General features: G+C 67.2%; 16 protein-coding genes. 9 read left to right on the top strand and 7 right to left on the bottom strand.

Annotated elements, in window-relative coordinates; genetic code table 11:
- Window positions 1–86: 86 nt before the first annotated feature.
- From AC07WJ_RS23085 to AC07WJ_RS23070, 4 genes are all read right to left on the bottom strand, one after another.
- Entirely contained in the window at window positions 87–1,022 is a 936-nt protein-coding gene (locus tag AC07WJ_RS23085) for a LysR family transcriptional regulator (RefSeq protein ID WP_494937013.1), read from the bottom strand.
- Between the two features lie 77 nt (window positions 1,023–1,099).
- On the bottom strand, window positions 1,100–2,092 hold the full coding sequence (locus AC07WJ_RS23080; RefSeq protein WP_494937012.1) for a Bug family tripartite tricarboxylate transporter substrate binding protein: 993 nt from the start codon (window positions 2,090–2,092) through the stop codon (window positions 1,100–1,102).
- 54 nt (window positions 2,093–2,146) lie between these two features.
- Window positions 2,147–2,983, bottom strand: coding sequence for an alpha/beta fold hydrolase (locus tag AC07WJ_RS23075; RefSeq protein WP_494937011.1), 837 nt, complete (start codon window positions 2,981–2,983; stop codon window positions 2,147–2,149).
- Complete coding sequence (locus AC07WJ_RS23070; RefSeq protein ID WP_494937010.1) at window positions 2,976–3,560, bottom strand: amino acid synthesis family protein; 585 nt, start codon at window positions 3,558–3,560, stop codon at window positions 2,976–2,978. The genes AC07WJ_RS23075 and AC07WJ_RS23070 overlap by 8 nt, the downstream gene beginning before the upstream one ends.
- A 134-nt stretch (window positions 3,561–3,694) precedes the next feature.
- Between AC07WJ_RS23070 and AC07WJ_RS23065 the strand changes: the two genes are divergently transcribed.
- Complete coding sequence (locus tag AC07WJ_RS23065; RefSeq protein WP_494937009.1) at window positions 3,695–4,411, top strand: GntR family transcriptional regulator; 717 nt, start codon at window positions 3,695–3,697, stop codon at window positions 4,409–4,411.
- A 26-nt stretch (window positions 4,412–4,437) separates the two neighbouring features.
- Here the strand turns inward: AC07WJ_RS23065 and AC07WJ_RS23060 are convergent, their stop codons facing one another.
- Window positions 4,438–4,887, bottom strand: coding sequence for an RrF2 family transcriptional regulator (locus AC07WJ_RS23060; RefSeq protein ID WP_494937008.1), 450 nt, complete (start codon window positions 4,885–4,887; stop codon window positions 4,438–4,440).
- Between the two features lie 563 nt (window positions 4,888–5,450).
- On the opposite strand from AC07WJ_RS23060, the gene AC07WJ_RS23055 reads away from it, so the two are divergent.
- From AC07WJ_RS23055 to AC07WJ_RS23040, 4 genes are read left to right on the top strand one after another with little or no spacing between them, the layout of a single operon-like run.
- Window positions 5,451–6,284 (top strand): transporter substrate-binding domain-containing protein, encoded by an 834-nt coding sequence (locus AC07WJ_RS23055; RefSeq protein WP_494937007.1) that lies wholly within the window; start codon window positions 5,451–5,453, stop codon window positions 6,282–6,284.
- Between the two features lie 41 nt (window positions 6,285–6,325).
- Window positions 6,326–7,033, top strand: a complete 708-nt coding sequence (locus tag AC07WJ_RS23050) for an amino acid ABC transporter ATP-binding protein (protein ID WP_494937006.1) — start codon at window positions 6,326–6,328, stop codon at window positions 7,031–7,033.
- A 59-nt stretch (window positions 7,034–7,092) separates the two neighbouring features.
- The gene (locus AC07WJ_RS23045; protein ID WP_494937005.1) at window positions 7,093–7,779 is read left to right on the top strand and encodes an amino acid ABC transporter permease; all 687 of its coding nucleotides are present in this window, start codon (window positions 7,093–7,095) and stop codon (window positions 7,777–7,779) included.
- A complete protein-coding gene (locus AC07WJ_RS23040) occupies window positions 7,779–8,444 on the top strand; it encodes an amino acid ABC transporter permease (protein WP_494937004.1) in 666 nt (221 codons plus the stop codon). Before AC07WJ_RS23045 ends, AC07WJ_RS23040 begins: the two co-directional genes overlap by 1 nt.
- A gap of 33 nt (window positions 8,445–8,477) precedes the next feature.
- On the opposite strand, the gene AC07WJ_RS23035 is transcribed toward AC07WJ_RS23040, so the two are convergent.
- Window positions 8,478–9,728: a LysR family transcriptional regulator gene (locus tag AC07WJ_RS23035; protein WP_494937003.1), complete on the bottom strand. Its 1,251-nt coding sequence runs from the start codon at window positions 9,726–9,728 to the stop codon at window positions 8,478–8,480.
- 117 nt (window positions 9,729–9,845) lie between these two features.
- Between AC07WJ_RS23035 and ertC the strand changes: the two genes are divergently transcribed.
- Both ertC and ertB read left to right on the top strand, forming a co-directional pair.
- Window positions 9,846–10,943 (top strand): thiohydantoin desulfurase, encoded by a 1,098-nt coding sequence (gene ertC / locus AC07WJ_RS23030; protein ID WP_494937002.1) that lies wholly within the window; start codon window positions 9,846–9,848, stop codon window positions 10,941–10,943.
- Window positions 10,940–12,592 (top strand): thiourocanate hydratase, encoded by a 1,653-nt coding sequence (ertB, locus tag AC07WJ_RS23025; RefSeq protein WP_494937001.1) that lies wholly within the window; start codon window positions 10,940–10,942, stop codon window positions 12,590–12,592. The genes ertC and ertB overlap by 4 nt, the downstream gene beginning before the upstream one ends.
- Before the next feature lie 75 nt (window positions 12,593–12,667).
- Here ertB and AC07WJ_RS23020 read toward each other — a convergent pair whose 3' ends face one another.
- Entirely contained in the window at window positions 12,668–13,267 is a 600-nt protein-coding gene (locus tag AC07WJ_RS23020) for a TetR/AcrR family transcriptional regulator (protein ID WP_494937000.1), read from the bottom strand.
- Window positions 13,268–13,454: 187 nt separating this feature from the next.
- On the opposite strand from AC07WJ_RS23020, the gene AC07WJ_RS23015 reads away from it, so the two are divergent.
- Both AC07WJ_RS23015 and AC07WJ_RS23010 read left to right on the top strand, forming a co-directional pair.
- Window positions 13,455–14,681, top strand: coding sequence for an ABC transporter substrate-binding protein (locus AC07WJ_RS23015; RefSeq protein WP_494936999.1), 1,227 nt, complete (start codon window positions 13,455–13,457; stop codon window positions 14,679–14,681).
- 38 nt (window positions 14,682–14,719) lie between these two features.
- Window positions 14,720–15,580: a branched-chain amino acid ABC transporter permease gene (locus AC07WJ_RS23010; protein WP_494936998.1), complete on the top strand. Its 861-nt coding sequence runs from the start codon at window positions 14,720–14,722 to the stop codon at window positions 15,578–15,580.
- Window positions 15,581–15,589: the final 9 nt, after the last annotated feature.

Below are 15,589 nucleotides of genomic sequence, written 5' to 3'. Positions count from 1 at the left end.
GAAGGATCAGCCTAGCGCGGCGAGCCGGGCCCTTGCCATGTCCGGGAGGGCATGGTCCGCATAGCCAATCGGTATGTTCATCGCGCTCAGTCCGGGCGGGTCGAGGCGCCGAAGGTCCGGTGCACCAGGGCGCGCAGCCATTGGTGGCCCGGGTCGCGATGATAACGCTCATGCCAATATTGGGCGATCTCGATCTTCGGCAGCACCAGCGGCGGGCGGAAGGCGACGAGGCCGAGCTCGCGGCCGAAATCCTGGGCGAACCGCCCGGGTAAGGTGGCGATCGCCTGGCCATGTGCCGCGGCGAGTGCCGCGCCGACAAAGCTCGGCACGCTCAGGACGATCCGGTCGGCGGGGATCTCGGTGGTCAGCGCCTGTTCGGCCATGACATGGGCGCCATGGCCGGTATAGGACGCCGCCACGATGATGTGGCGCTCGGCGAGGAAGCCGGCCCGGCTGGTCAATTGCGCGAGCCGCGGGTGGTCGGCGCGCGCGACGCTCAGATAGCCTTCGCTGTAGAGCCGCTGGCGCCTGAGACCCTGCGTGGCGCGCGGAAAGGCGCCGAGCGCGACATCCGCCACGCCGGTTTCGAGCTGGGCCTGGAACTGCCTCATGTCGAGCGGCAGCGCGATCAGCTGGACATGCGGGCCTTGGGTCGCGAGCGCGTTCATCAAGGGCGGCAGGAAGCGCAACTGGCCGACATCGCTGACCAACAGCCGGTATTGCCGGAGCGAGGAGGCCGGGTCGAAACGCGCGGGCGTGCGGCCGAGGGCTTCGGCCTGGGTCAGCAAGGTGCGCAGCGGCTCGGCCAGCAGAACGGCCTTTGGGGTAGGTTGCATGGTCGCGCCGACCCGGACGAAGAGCGGGTCCTGGAATTCCAGCCGGAGCTTGGCCAGCACCTTGCTGATCGCCGGCTGCGTCGTGCCGAGCAGGGTCGCCGCACGTGTCAGGCTCTTTTCGACCATCAGCACATGCAGCACGCGCAACTGGCGGAAGCTGATATCGGCGACATCCCGGAACAGCATGGTGTCCATAACCGACCAGCATAGTCGGCTGGCGGCCCCGGGGCCAGACCGCTCGAGGGGCGTTTGGCGCGGCAGCCCTATGGCGCGGTGATCTGGGCGTCCGTGATGATCGTCCGGTAGGTCCGGTTCTCGCCGTCGAGAAAGGCGCGGAAGGCCTCGCCCGACAGCTTGCGCACGGAGATCGCCTGCAAGGCGAGCTTGCTTTTCAGCTGCGGGTCATCCAGCACGCTCGAGGCGACGGCCTGGAGCTTGGCCGCGATGTCGGCCGGCAGCCGGGCCGGCCCGAACAGGCCGATCCAGAGCTCGAGATTGAAATTCGCCAGTTCCGGGCTCTCGCCGAGCGTGGGGACGGTCGGCGCGAATTCGGTGCGCGCCGCCGAGCTGACGGCCAGCGCCCGGACCTGGCCGGCCTGGATGAAGGGCAGGGCGGAAGCGAGCGAGGCGACGCCGATATCGACGTGACCGGCGATGACGTCGCTCATCAGCGGGGCCGCGCCCCGATAGGGCACATGGGTGATGCCGACCTTGCCGCGGAACTTCACGGCCTCGCCGACGAGATGCATGAAAGTGCCGTGGCCGGCGGTGCCGTAGTTCAACCCGTCGGGCTTGCTGCGCGCCAGGGCCAGCACCTCCGGCAGCGTCGTGGCCGGCAGAGCGGGCTTGCCGACCAGCACCATCGGGCCGGCGCCGATCAGGGCGATCGGGGTGAAGTCGCGCAGCGGATCGGCGACCGGGTTCGGCTGCAGCAGGTTGCGGATCAGCAGTTCGGAACCCGATCCGATCAGCAGCGTATAGCCGTCGGGATCGGCGCCGGCGGCCCGCAGGGCACCGGTATAGCCGCCGGCGCCGCCGATATTCTCGATCACCACGGGCTGGCCCAGCAGTTTCTCGAACCGCTCGGCGAAGCTGCGCCCGACAATGTCGGAGGAACCGCCGGCGGCATAGGGAACGATCAGCCGGATCGGCCGGTCCGGATAGTCGGCGAGGGCCTGGCCGGAGCCGAGTGCAAGGTTCAGGGCCAGGCCGGCCTGAACCAGCCGCAGGACCTTCGACGTCGCCGCTTTGAACATTTCAGTCATCCCTCTTGGCTCAGGCTGGATCGGCGCGAAGCGATCCGCGTCCTGTCATCGGTTGCCGGAAGCGCCCTGAAGCGCGACGTCGCGGTGAAACGCGCGTAGCCGTTCCGCGACCTCGATGGGCGCGGTCATCGTCATCATGTGCCGTTCGCCGGGCAGGATCGCGAGCTGGCCGCGCGGCGCCGCGGCAGCCATGGCGCGCGACATGTCAGGCGTCGAATTGGGATCGCATTCGCCGGTCATGAACAGCGCGGGAACCGCCAGCCGCTCGAGCTTTCCGCGATGCTGCTCGTCGGCGCCGGCGAAAAGGCGATAGGTCCGGGCATAGCCGACCGGGTCGACGCTTTCGAGCATCCCACGCGCGATCTCCGCCTGGCGCGTAAGCGCCACCGGAACCGGATCGCCGAACCAGCGCGCCAGCGTATCGCCAGGTGAGGGGGCCTCGTCCGTCTCCAGCGCCGCGGCACGCCGCAGGGCGGCGGCTTTCTGTTCGTCCGTGCGGCAATAGACGCCGTTCAAGGCCGCGACGCTCAGGACGCGCCCGGGATGCGTCAGTGCGAATTCGAGCGCGATCAAAGCGCCCATCGAATGGCCGGCGATATGGGCCGCGGGGATCCGGAGCGCATCGAGCAGCGACACCAGCTGGTCGGCATAGTCGGCAAGCGCGGGATCGGCCGGCGGCAGGCTCGAACCGCCATGGCCGAGCATGTCGGGGGTCACGAGGTCGTAAGCGTCCCGGAGCGCGGCAACCTGCGGCGCCCAGATCGAGGACGTCATCCCCAGGCCGTGCAGCAGGACGAGCGGCTCGCCCCGGCCGGCGCGGCCGTAGCGGGTCGCGCCGTCCTGGCCGCCGCGCAGCCGGTGGCGGATCGTGTCCTCAGACATCGGTGCCGCCGAGCTCCTTCAGGTCCTGATAGCGGTCGCCGATGCGATGATGCGGCCGTCCGCCGATCGATCCGCCGAGCGCCACCACCACCTCGTCGGGCGCCGGTGCGTCGTTGATCGAAAACTGGATGGTCAGGTAGTGCGAGCGCTTGCCCTCGTCGAGCTTGTGCATGAGGGGAATGGCGATCGGGCAGTTCGGGCCGCCACGGGTGTTGGTGAAGCTGAGATAACTCTTGGCGCCGACCGCCTTGCGGAAATGGTTGCCGAATCTCAGCGTGTGGATCAGCGCCGAAGCATGCTCGATCTCGCCCGAGGTGCCGACCACGGCGGCCTTGCCATAACCCTCGACCGCTTCGCCCGAGCCCATCAGGCCGAGCAGCTTTTCGGTGATCAATTGCCCGAGCCCCGGCGCGACGGTGCGGATCTCAGGGCCTAGATCCTCGACGAAGCCCTGGCCGGCCCAGGGATTGCGCAGCACCGCGGCAACCGCGAACAGCCGCAGCGGAATGGGCGCGGCGCGCCCGCCCTCGATCAGGGTCTCGTCGATATAGGTGACCAGCTTTCGGATATCGGACATCGCTTCGCCTCATTGGTAGTCCGTATTATGGTATACCAAATTAGGTCAGTCAATCCGTGCTAGGCTGCCGGCGGCCGACTCACGGACCGGCCTGGTCGTGAGCCTGCCTGCGGCGGTTGAACGAGGGACCAAGCATGAGTGCCGGCGAGCTGCCGATGCGTGTCGATCGCAGCGCCAAGACGCTGCGGGAGCTGACACTGGAGAAGATGCGCGAGGCGATCGTCAGCCTGCGGTTCCGGCCGGGCGACCGGCTGGTCGAGCGCGACCTGTGCGAACAGCTCGGCGTCAGCCGCACGGTGGTCCGCGAGGTCCTGCGCCATCTCGAAGCCGAAGGCATCGTCCAGACCCAGGGCCATCGCGGCCCGGTCGTCGCCAAGGCGACGCCGGCGGAGGCGCGCCAGATCTACGAGATCAGGGGCATGCTCGAAGGCTCCGCCGCCCGGGCCTGCGCGGAGGCGGGAGACCCCAAGACGATCAAGCGCCTGGAAACGGCGCTCGCCGGCATCCGCAAGGCCTATGCCGGCAAGGCGCCGGCGGCGGTGGTGGCGGCGACGACCGCCTTCTACGAGGCCTTGTTCGAAGGGGCCGGCCAAGCGATCGCATGGGGCATCGTCTCGTCGCTCAACTCACGCATCAACCATTTGCGCGCCTTGACGATATCGACGCCGGGCCGTGACCAGGACGGGCCGGCGCAAATGGCGAAGATCCTCGACGCCATCGCGCGGAAGGACGGCGCGGCGGCGTTTCAGGCCTGCCTGGATCACGTCGCCCGCGCCTCGGCCCTGGCGGAGGCGATCCTGGGGGATCTCGACCAGCCGGTCGCCCTGAAGCCGCCGAAGCGTGCGGGCTGAAGGCGGCGGCGAGGCAAGGCCGGCCGTCAGATGTGGTAGACGAAGGAATCGAAGGGGTCCTTCGGCAGATCGCGCAGGTCGGCGAGCGACAGGGCATCGAGCACCCCGGCAATGGCCTCCCGCACCTGCACCATCAGGAGGCGGGTGGCGCAGGCATTCTCGTCGGGGCAATCGTCGCAGCGCTGATAGGCCGAGCGGCTGGCGCAGGCGATCGGCGCGAGCGGGCCGTCGAGCGTGCGGATCAGATCGCCCACGACGATGTCTTCCGCCGGCCTGGACAACCGGTAGCCGCCGCCGCGGCCCTTCTTGCTGTGCAGGAAGCCGCCGGTGCGCAATTCGCCGAGGATCGCGTCGAGGAATTTCTTGGGGATGGCATTGGCTACGGCGATGTCGGTCACCAGCGCGGTTTCACCGGACGCGTGCGCAGCCAGGTGGATCATGGCCTTCAGGCCGTATTTGCCCTTTTTCGTCAGCACGCCCGATCCTCGTATTCTGGCCCCGGTCCGTTGCATCGAACCGGCAGAGCCGGTGCCGTCATCTTGCGAAAATTCATCTCTCGCCATGGCGATAGGGAGATGATGATTTGGGCAGTGCCTGCCCAGGAAACCATCTTCTTTCAAAGATGATAAATTTAGTAGACTAACGCCCGCCGCTCTCTAGCGCCGCCGGGTGAGGTAATGCAAGCCGAGCCTTTGCCGCGTCTCGCCTGCGTGTCGCGGCGAAGGGGGCGGACGGGGTGCGAGGCGGCCGGGATGTGCCTATCTGCCGCGCAACATGACACGCGATGTCGACCATGGGATGGGCGCTGGAAATTCAGCGAGACCCTGGGTTATCTCGGTTGCGTCGCAGCATTTCCGCGGCGGTGCGCGGCGGCGTACCCGCATCGCAAGGTCCAGGTGTCGCTCCGGGTGTGATGCGCCAGAGGCATGGTCTGTTGCAGTTTTCGCATTGCGGTGTTGAATTGCGGCTTTGTAAATTTATAGAAAGACTAGAATTATCTGAGTGCCCGGCTGCGCCGTGGCGCCTCGAGGAGAAAACCATGTTGAGATCGAGCCTTGCGCTGGTCGCCGGCCTCGTTGCCGGAATGACCGCCGCCCACGCCCAGCAGCCGCCGCTGCGCTCGGCGATCGACGCCACCTTCGCCCCCCACGCCATGCCGAAACTGTCCGGCGGCCTGGAGGGCTTCAACATCGACGTGGTCGAGGAGATCTCGCGGCGCATCAAGCGGCCGATCCAGGTCGAGGGCACCCAGTTCGCCGGCCTCATTCCGGCGCTGCAGGCCGGCACCTACGACTTTCTCACCGCGGTGGTGACGGTCACGCCCGAGCGCTCGCAGCAGATGCTGTTCATGGAGGGGTTCGTCGACGCCGACTATCGCTTCCTGACGCTCAAGGACAAGCCCGACATCACCGATCTCGCTCAGCTCAAGGGCCAGGTCATCGCGGTCCAGCGCGGCTCGATCTACGAGAAATGGGTGCAGGACCTGGCGCCGCGCATCGGCTGGACGGCGGAAGCCTTCGCCACCAGCACGGATGCGGTGCAGGCGGTGCTGTCCGGGCGGGCCTATGCCAATGTCTCGGCGGCAACCGTCACCGCCTGGGTGGTCAAGAACAATCCGCGGCTGAAGAACTCCTGGCTCGAGCGCACCGGTCTCGTCTGGTCGATGCCGCTGCGCAATGGCAGCACCGAGCTGAGAGCGACCCTCGAAGGCGCGCTGCAATGCATGAAGAAGGACGGCACGCTGGCGGCCATGTACAAGAAGTGGTTCGGCGTCGATCCGGCACCGGGTTCGGCCACCACCACGATTTATCCCGGTATCGGCGTTCCCGGCATGACCGGCTATGACGACCGCCCGTTCGACCCGCCATGCTGAGCGGTGAGCCGGCCGTCCGACCCCTGCTCGAGGCACGGGGCTTGCGCAAATCCTTCGGCGCGACCGACGTGCTGAAGGGCGTCGACCTGGTGGTCGCGCCGACCGAGCTGGTCTTCCTGATCGGTCCGTCGGGATCGGGCAAGAGCACCTTGCTGCGTTGCTGCAACCGGCTGGAGGAGCCGACCGGCGGCAGCCTGATGATCGACGGCGTCGACGTCCTGTCGCCGTCGACCGACGTCAATCTGATGCGCCGGCAGGTCGGCATGGTGTTCCAGAGCTTCAATCTCTACCCGCATCTCACCGCGCTCGGAAATATCACGCTGGCCCTGCGCAAGGTGCTGCGAAGGCCGTGGGCCGAAGCCGATGCGCTGGGGCTTGCCCAACTCGATCGGGTCGGCCTCGCCGACAAGGCCGGCGCCTATCCGGCCGAACTGTCGGGCGGGCAGCAGCAGCGCGTGGCGATCGCCCGCGCATTGGCGCTCGAGCCCAAGATCATCCTGATGGACGAGCCGACATCGGCGCTCGATCCCGAGCTGGTCGGCAGCGTGCTGGCCGTGATCCGCGACCTGCGCGACGCCGGAATGACCATGGTGATCGCCAGCCATGAAATGCGCTTCGCGCGCGACGCCGCCGACCGGGTGCTGTTCCTCGACCAGGGCCAGGTTGTCGAACAGGGCACGGCGGAGGACGTTTTCGCCAGACCCCGGCAGGAGCGCACGCAGCGCTTTCTCAGGGAAGTCCGACACTAGACGCCATTCGTCCGCGCCCGCCGGCTCGCGGCAGTCCATGACCAAGAGAGACGATCGACGTGTCATCTGATTGGGACCGGTTCCTCGCGACATTTTTCGATCCGGAGATCGCCGCGCGCTATTTCCCGGCGATCCTGGGCGGCGTCGCGGTGACCATCCTGATCGGCGTCGCGGTCATCGTGACCGGCATTGCCTGGGGGCTCGGGCTCGCCGTGCTGCGCGCGCTCGGCAAGCGGCCGCTGACCCTGGCGATCATCGTCTTCGTCGACATCTTCCGCGCCTTGCCGCCGCTGGTGCTGATCCTGCTCATCTATTTCGGCCTGCCCAATGTCGGCATCGTCCTGCCGAATTTCATCGTGCTCTGGCTGTCGCTTTCGGCTGTGCTGGCCGCCTTCGCCGAGGAGGTGTTCTGGGCCGGCATCACGTCGGTTCCCGCGGGCCAGTGGATGGCCGGGCGCTCCACGGGGCTGACCTTCGGCCAGACGCTCGGCTGGGTCGTGCTGCCGCAGGCGGTGCGCCTGGCCATTCCACCACTGACCAACAAGACCATTTCGATCACCAAGAACACCGCGCTCGGCAGTGCGATCGGCGTCAGCGAGATCCTCGGCCGCTCGATGTCGGCCCAGGCCTTCTCCGGCAATGCCACGCCCTTGATGATCGGCGCGGCGCTTTATGTCGTGGTGTTCTTCCTGCTGGTCGTCGCCTCGCGCTGGCTCGAGCGCCGTTATGGCTGGAGGCGTGCCTGATGGACATTTTCATCAGCGAATTCTTCAACCTGGAAATCATGCTGAAGGTGGCGCCCCTGATCTTCAAGGGGCTTCTGACCACGCTGCTGCTTTGCGCCCTGCTGATACCGATCGGGCTGTTGAGCGGCATCGGCACCATGCTGCTCGCCACCAGCAAGCGCCGGCTGCTGCGCTGGCCGGCCATCGTCTTCATCGACTTCTGGCGCGCCTTTCCGCCGCTGGTCCTCTTGATCTTCATTCATTCCGGCCTGCCTTTCGCCGGGATCAGGCTTGGCCCCACCGGTTCGATCTGCGTCGCCTTCCTGCTCAATGCCTCGAGCTATTATGGTGAGATCTATCGGGCCGGTGTCGAGAGCGTGCCGCGCGGCCAGATCGAGGCCGCTCGCTCGACCGGCCTGACCGCTGCCCAGGCCTTCATCTACGTGACCTTTCCCCAGGCGGTGCGCAACGTGCTGCCCGACCTCCTGTCCAACACGATGGAGCTGGTGAAGCTGACCTCGCTCGCCAGCATCGTCGCGGTGCCGGAGCTGCTCTATTCGGCGGATCTCGCCCGCTCGCTCACCTACAACACCTCGCCGCTCGTGCTGGCCGCGCTGATCTACCTGGTCCTGCTATGGCCGGTGGTTCGCCTGATCGCGCGCGTCGAGCACAAGATCGCGGGGTGAGAGATGAGGCCCGCGCCAAATCATCCGCACTTTTCAGCCGAAGGGCTGCTCCTGGACCAGTTCGCGAAGGAGCTGGACCTGGGCGCTCGCCTGTTTCGCCGGGGTCCAGATCAGGCTCGTGGTCAGGCCGGCGCCGGGCAGCGGCAGGGCGCTGACGCGCGGGTCGCCCTGCGGCAGCGAACCCTCGGGAATGATGGTGCAGCAGGCGCCGTTGATCACCAGGCGCATCAGCACCGGGATCGAGCCGCATTCGATGGTCCGCCGCGGCGCGTGCAGGCCCGTCCCGAGCAACTGGTCGATGGCGCGCCTCAGGCCTGTGCCGGTCATCGGCAAGGCGAGCGGCAGCCGGCCGATCAGATCGGCGGCGCCGTCGCCGTCCTGGTGCGCCGCTGCCGGCGCCATGACATAGAGCCGCCGGCGGGCGATCTCGAGCCGCATGAACTGTTCCGGTACTTCCGGAATATCGACGATCGCGGCATCGAGCGCGCCGGCGAGCAATTGTTCCATCAGGAGTTGGGCGGGCGCCGTGCTGACCGAGACGAAGCGGTTGCGATCGCGCTTGGTATAACCCTCGATGATCCGGGCGAGCAGGACGGCGAGGCTCGAGTCGACGCCGGCCGGCATGACCGAACCCAGCCTGATGTCGCGCACCTGATGCAGGAAGCCGATATCGGCGCGCTTCATGATGGCGCTCGCCAGGGCCTCGATCTCGGCGACGGAAGCATGCAGCCGGAGCGCCGCGGCGCTGGGGACAGAGCCGGCGCGGCCGCGTTCGAACAACGCGACGCCGAGGAAGTTTTCGAGGTCGGCGATGCGCCGGCCGAGGGTGGGTTGGGTGATGGCGAGCCGGCGGGCGGCGCCGGAAATGCTGCGCTCTTCCACGGCAAGCGCGAAATGCGAGAGCGTGCGCAGCGACACCGGCGCGGCCAGCAGCGCGGTCAGCGCCGCAAGCGCGATACCGGCGCTTTCGTCGGAACCGGTGCCGGGCGATGCCTTGCCCTGGACGATGTCGGGCAATCCGGCCGTCCAGTTCAGGATCAGGATGGCCGTCCGGTAGAACTGTTCGCCCTCGAAGGAGGCGACGATACCGTCGGGCCGGCGCACGATCAGCCGGGTCGCCAGCTCATATTCGAGCACGCCGAGGGCCCGGCTGACGGTCGAGCCGCGCACACCGAGATCAGCCGCCGCCAGCTTCATCGAGCGCCGCTGCACCGTCCGGACGAAATAGATCAGCGGATGAATTTCCAGCGCCATCAGGACGGCCCGCTTCGGTTCGGCCCGCACAGGGCGCGGCGCCTGGGCCTCGGCGGTCTTTCTCCGATTGAGAAGAACGGGGCGGGGACGATTGGTAGCAGCAACGTCACCGGCCGCAAACCAGACAGACGAGAGGAAGCCTGAACCATGGGACGCATTCTGAAAGCTGCCGATGTCGACGCGGCGGTCAAGGGTGGATCGATCTTCGCGGCCGGGGGCGGCGGCTGGGTCCGGCATGGCCTGATGCTGGGCACGGCGGCCGTCAATGCCGGCGAGCCGGAGCTCGTCTCGATGGACGAGGTGCCCGACGATGCCTGGATCGCCACCGCCGCGGCGATCGGCGCCCCCGGCGACAATACCGACTGGCAGATGCTCGGCGTCGACTACGTCAATGCGGTCAAGCTGCTGCAGGAGGCGCTCGGCGCGCCGGTCTACGGCCTGATGATCGGCCAGAACGGCATGTCGTCGACGCTCAATGCCTGGCTGCCGGGCGCCATTCTCGGCACCAAGGTGATCGACGCCGTCGGTGACATCCGCGCCCATCCGACCGGCGACATGGGCTCGATCGGCATGGCCGGTTCGCCCGAGCAGGTGATCCAGACGGCGGTCGGCGGCAACCGCGCCAACAATCAATATATCGAGCTGGTGGTGCGCGGCGCGACCGCCAAGGTCTCGCCGATCCTGCGCACCGCCGGCGACATGGCCGGCGGCTTCATCGCCTCATGCCGCAATCCCTTGCGCGCCTCCTATGTGCGCGAGAACGCGGCGCTCGGCGGCATTTCGCGGGCGCTTGAACTCGGCGCCGCCATCATCGCCGCCGAGCCGAGGGGCGCCACCGCCGTGATCGATGCGATCTGCGACACCGCCAAGGGCTCGATCCTGTTCCAGGGCAAGGTCAGCGCCAAGAACCTCGTCTATACCCCCGACGCCTTCGACATCGGCACGATCACGCTGAGCGCCGGCAACAAGGCCTGCAAGCTGCACGTGATGAACGAATATATGGCGACCGAGGACGAGACCGGCCAACGCACCTCGACCTATCCGGATGTGATCGCAACCCTCGACACCGAGGGCCGCCCGATCTCGGCGGGCCATATCAAGGAAGGCATGGAGCTTCTGGTGCTGCACATCGCCAAGGCCCGGATTCCCTTGAGCTCGAGCGCCACCGACCGCAGCGTCTATCCCTATGTCGAGAAGGCCCTGGGCATTCCCCTGGTCGACTACGCGCTGGACCATGTCGCATGAAGGAAGATTTCCAGGTCGCCTCGGGCAATGATCTGCGCTGCAAGGGCTGGCGCCAGGAGGGGCTCCTGCGCCTCCTGGAAAACGTGCTGGCGGTCGGCGAGGATCCGGACAATCTCATCGTCTATGCCGCGCTCGGCCGGGCCGCGCGTGACTGGCCTTCGCACGACGCCATCGTCCGCGCGCTGAAGACCATGGACGAGGACCAGACCTTGCTGGTCCAGTCCGGCAAGCCGATCGGCATCGTCCGAACCCATCGCGAAGCGCCGATCGTGATCATGGCCAATTGCAACATTGTCGGCCAATGGGCCAAGGCCGAGAATTTCTACGCGCTGCAGGACAAGGGCCTGATCTGCTGGGGCGGCCTGACCGCCGGCGACTGGCAATATATCGGCTCGCAGGGCGTCATCCAGGGCACCTATGAAATCTTCATGCGCATTGCCGAGCGCCATTTCGGCGGCGACCTGAAGGGCCGTTTCGTACTGACTGCCGGCCTCGGCGGCATGGGCGGCGCCCAGCCGCTCGCCGGCCGGATGGCGGGCGCGGCGACCTTGGTTATCGATGTCGATCCGGAGCGCATCACCAAGCGCCTGGCCGTCGGCTACCTCGAACGCCGCGCGGCCAATCTCGACGAGGCGCTGGCGCTGATCGCCGAGGCGGCCACGGCCCGCCGGCCCTTGTCGGTCGGTCTCTTGGGCAATGCCGCCGAGATCTATCCGGAGATCCTGGCGCGCGGCATCGTGCCCGACGTCGTCACCGACCAGACCTCGGCACATGATCTCGTCTATGGCTATGTGCCGGCCACCCGGACGCTGGCCGAGGCGCGGGCCATGCGCACATCCGACCCGAAGACGCTGATGGCCGAAAGCCGCGCGTCGATCGTCCGGCATGTCGAGGCCATGCTCGGTTTCCAGGCCAGGGGCGCCGTCGTCTTCGACAATGGTAACCTGATCCGCACCCAGGCGCGCGAGGGTGGCGTCGCCAGGGCCTTCGACATCCCGATCTTCACCGAGGCTTTCCTTCGGCCGCTCTTCGCCCGCGCCATCGGCCCGTTCCGCTGGATCGCCCTGTCCAACGACAGCGCCGATATCGCGCGCATCGACGATCTCCTTCTGGAGATGTTTCCGGACAACCGGATCGTCACCAACTGGATCAGGCTCGCCCGTCAGCATGTGCCCTTCGAGGGCCTGCCGGCGCGCATCGCCTGGCTCGGCCATGGCGAGCGCACCGCATTGGCACAGGCCGTCAACAAGCTGGTCGCGGCGGGCGAGCTCGCCGGCCCGGTCGCCTTCACCCGCGACCATCTCGATGCCGGCGCCATGGCCCATCCCAACATCATGACCGAGAACATGAAGGACGGTTCGGATGCGATCGCCGACTGGCCGCTGCTCGATGCCATGATGCTGTGTTCGTCCAAGGCCGACCTCGTCGCCATCCATTCCGGCGGCGGCGGTTATGCCGGCTACATGACCAGCGCCGGCGTCACCCTGATCGCTGACGGCACGCCGGAGGCCGACGAGCGGCTTGCGCTGTCGCTGACCAACGACACCTCGCTCGGCGTCATGCGTTATGCCGATGCCGGCTACGACGAGGCGATCGACGAGGTCGCCCGCAAGGGCATCGGGCATATCGCCTTGGGAGGCGGTCGTTAGGGTGTGATGGCTTCGGCGATCTGATCTGACCTGCATGCAAGGGACGGTTGCTCTCCCGTCTGAAACCGCCGCGCCTCACGCCCCGGTTCGTGCCGCCATCAAGGTCTCGAACACACCCAGTGCCCGCTCCGGGAAATCGCTCTGGATGCCGTCGGCGGTCGCGATCATGTTGAACCAGACCGCGCCGAAGGTGAGGTCGAGCATCATTTCGACATCCAGGCTGGCCGGCAATTCGCCGGTCTCCTTCGCTTGCTGCAGCACCCGGCGCAATGTCTCGCGGCGCGGCGCGACGATCTTGGCGATGAACAGTTCGCGCAGGTCACTATCGCTCTGCGCCTCGATCATCAGGCCCTTCAGCACATTGGCATAGGCCATGTCGCGCTGGCGCTCGACCGTCTGGCTCATCAGGGCCTTGAAGTCCGGCCCGAAGCCGGTGCCCGGCAGCGGCCGGGTGCTTTCCAGCCCGTCCATGTAGAGATCGATCAACAGCGCGCCGCGCGAGGCCCAGCGCCGGTAGATCGACTGCTTGGCGACGGATGCGCGCGCCGCCACCGCCTCGATCGAGAAGCTCCCATAACCCTGCTCCGCGATCAGCTCACGCGCCGCATCGAGGATCGCGCGGTTGACCGCCTGGTCGCGCGGCCGACCGGTTCGAACGGAAACAACCTGGGTCACAATCACTTTCCTTATTGACATACGCAACGGTGCGTATTGTATTTGCCGGACCAGAGAAAATCAAACGGGGCCTAGCGAAAGGGATGTCGCAACAAGGGCAACGCCGCAAGCCCAGGGCTTGCCGGCCACGCTTTGACGCGCCCGCCGCGGCAACCGGTCGACACGGCCAAAAAAGAGGGGAAGAGGCATGTCATCGATCATTTCGCGCAGGGCGCTCCTGGCATCCACCGGCTCGGTCCTGGCGGCGTCGCCGCTGCAGATGGCCTGGGGCCAGACGGCGGCCGCGGCCAGGCCGGTCACTATTGGCCTGGTCACGCCGAGCACCGGCACCTTCGCCTTTGCCGGCGAGCTGATCGGCCAGGGCGCGGCACTGGCGGTCGCCGCCCGCGGCGGTCGGGTTCTCGGCCAGCCGGTCAGGCTCATCACCCGCGACGACGAGGGCAAGCCGGCCGTCGGCGTCCGGCGCGTGCAGGAGGCCGCCAGCAGCGACGGCATGCGCTTTTTCCTCGGCGCCTATTCGAGCGCCGTCGGCCTCGCCGAATCCGAGGTCGCCCAGCGCGAGAAGCTCCTGCAATATGCCGCCGGCGGTTCGGAGGATTTCACCGGCTCGCGCTGCGGCCGCTACACCTTCCAATGGTCGGCCCATCCCTATACCGCGGTGCGCGCCACGCTCGAACATGTCAGGAAGGCCCATCCCGACAAGAAGAAGATCTACAGCCTGAGCGCCGACTATGTGTTCGGCCATGCCTTGTTCAAATACACCCAGGTGGTGGCCGCCGAACTCGGTTTCGAGCTGATCGGCAATGACAATCATCCGCTCGGCGAGCGGCAATTCACCTCCTATCTGACCAAGGTGGTGACTGCGCGGCCGGACATCCTGTTCCTCAACACCGCCGGCGCCGATGCGGTGACCGCCATCCGCCAGTTCTCCAGCTTCGGCGCAAGCGGGATTGCCGTCGTCGGCCCCTGGACGCTCGAAGTCGATCAATTGCCGGAGCTTGCCCCGGAAATGCGGACCGGCATGATCCTCGGCCAGAACTACTATCCCGACATCGACACGCCGGCGAACAAGGAGTTCGTCGCGCTCTACCAGCAGCGCCACCGCGGCGCGCCGGGTTATGCCGCGGCCTATGGCTATGATGCCGTCCGTTCCTTGCTGCTCGCGATGGAACAGGCGAAATCGACCGAGGCCGCAGCCGTCGTGCAGGCGCTCGAAACCATGCGCTGGGACGGCGTGCTCGGTGCCATGTCGGTCGACCCGGCGACCCACCAGACCGTGCGGCCCTATTTCGTCGTGCGCTGCAAGGCGGCCGCCGAGATGAAGACGGCCACCGATTTCGCCGAGATCGTCGCGACCAGCACCCAGACGCAGCCGGCCGCCCTCAACGCCTGCAAGGCGATGCCCGGGCTCTGAGCCGGGGCGGATCCTGGCGTGGCAACGGGAAGCTCTCGATGACCTGGCTCATTCTCGCCCAACTGGTCAACGGCATCGCCATCGGCATGATCTATGCGCTGATGGCGTTCGGCCTGTCGATCATCAAGGGCTTGCTCAACATCCCCAATTTCGCCCATGGCGCCTTCTACGCGCTCGGCGCCTATCTCTGCTATTCGGCGATCAAGGCCGGCGTGCCGTTTCCGCTGGCCCTGGCGCTCGCCGCGCTCGGCAGCGCCGCGACCGGACTGTTCTTCGATCGTCTCGTGCTGCGCCAGGTCAAGGATGGCGACTACCTGCCGCAGCTCATCATCCTGTTCGGCGTGGCGCTGGTCATCGAGCAATGCCTGCTCATCGGCTGGGGCACGATCGGCCTCAGCGCCGCACCGCCGCCGTGGCTGTCGGGCGCCGTCGATCTCGGCTTCACCCTGGTGCCGCGCTACATCCTCTTCGCCAGCGTCTTTTCCGCGCTGGTCATCAGCGCGGTCTGGCTGCTGATCGAGCGCACCCGGCTCGGCGCCTTCATCCGGGCCGGCATCGACAAGCCGCACATGGCCCAGGCGCTCGGCATCAATGTCGACCTCCTGCTGGCCTTCGGCATGGCGCTGGGCACCGGGCTTGCGGGACTGGCCGGCGCGCTGGCTCTGCCCCTGATGGGCGCGACCTCGACCATGGGCGGCGACATGACGGCGCTCGCCTTCGTCGTGCTGGTGATCGGCGGGCTCGGCTCGCTCTACGGCGCCATCGTCGCCGGCGTCCTGGTCGGCATCGTGCAGAGCCTGATGACGGTCATCGCGCCGTCGGCCAGCACCGTCGTTATCTATGTCGCGATGATCGCGATCCTCCTCATCCGGCCGCAAGGCCTTTTAGGCGAGCGCTGATCCATGGCC

It is taken from the genome of Phreatobacter sp. GW821-FHT04C01, from assembly GCF_059420385.1.
Note: the sequence above shows the minus strand (reverse complement) of the source record. Positions and strands in the feature narration are given on the sequence as shown.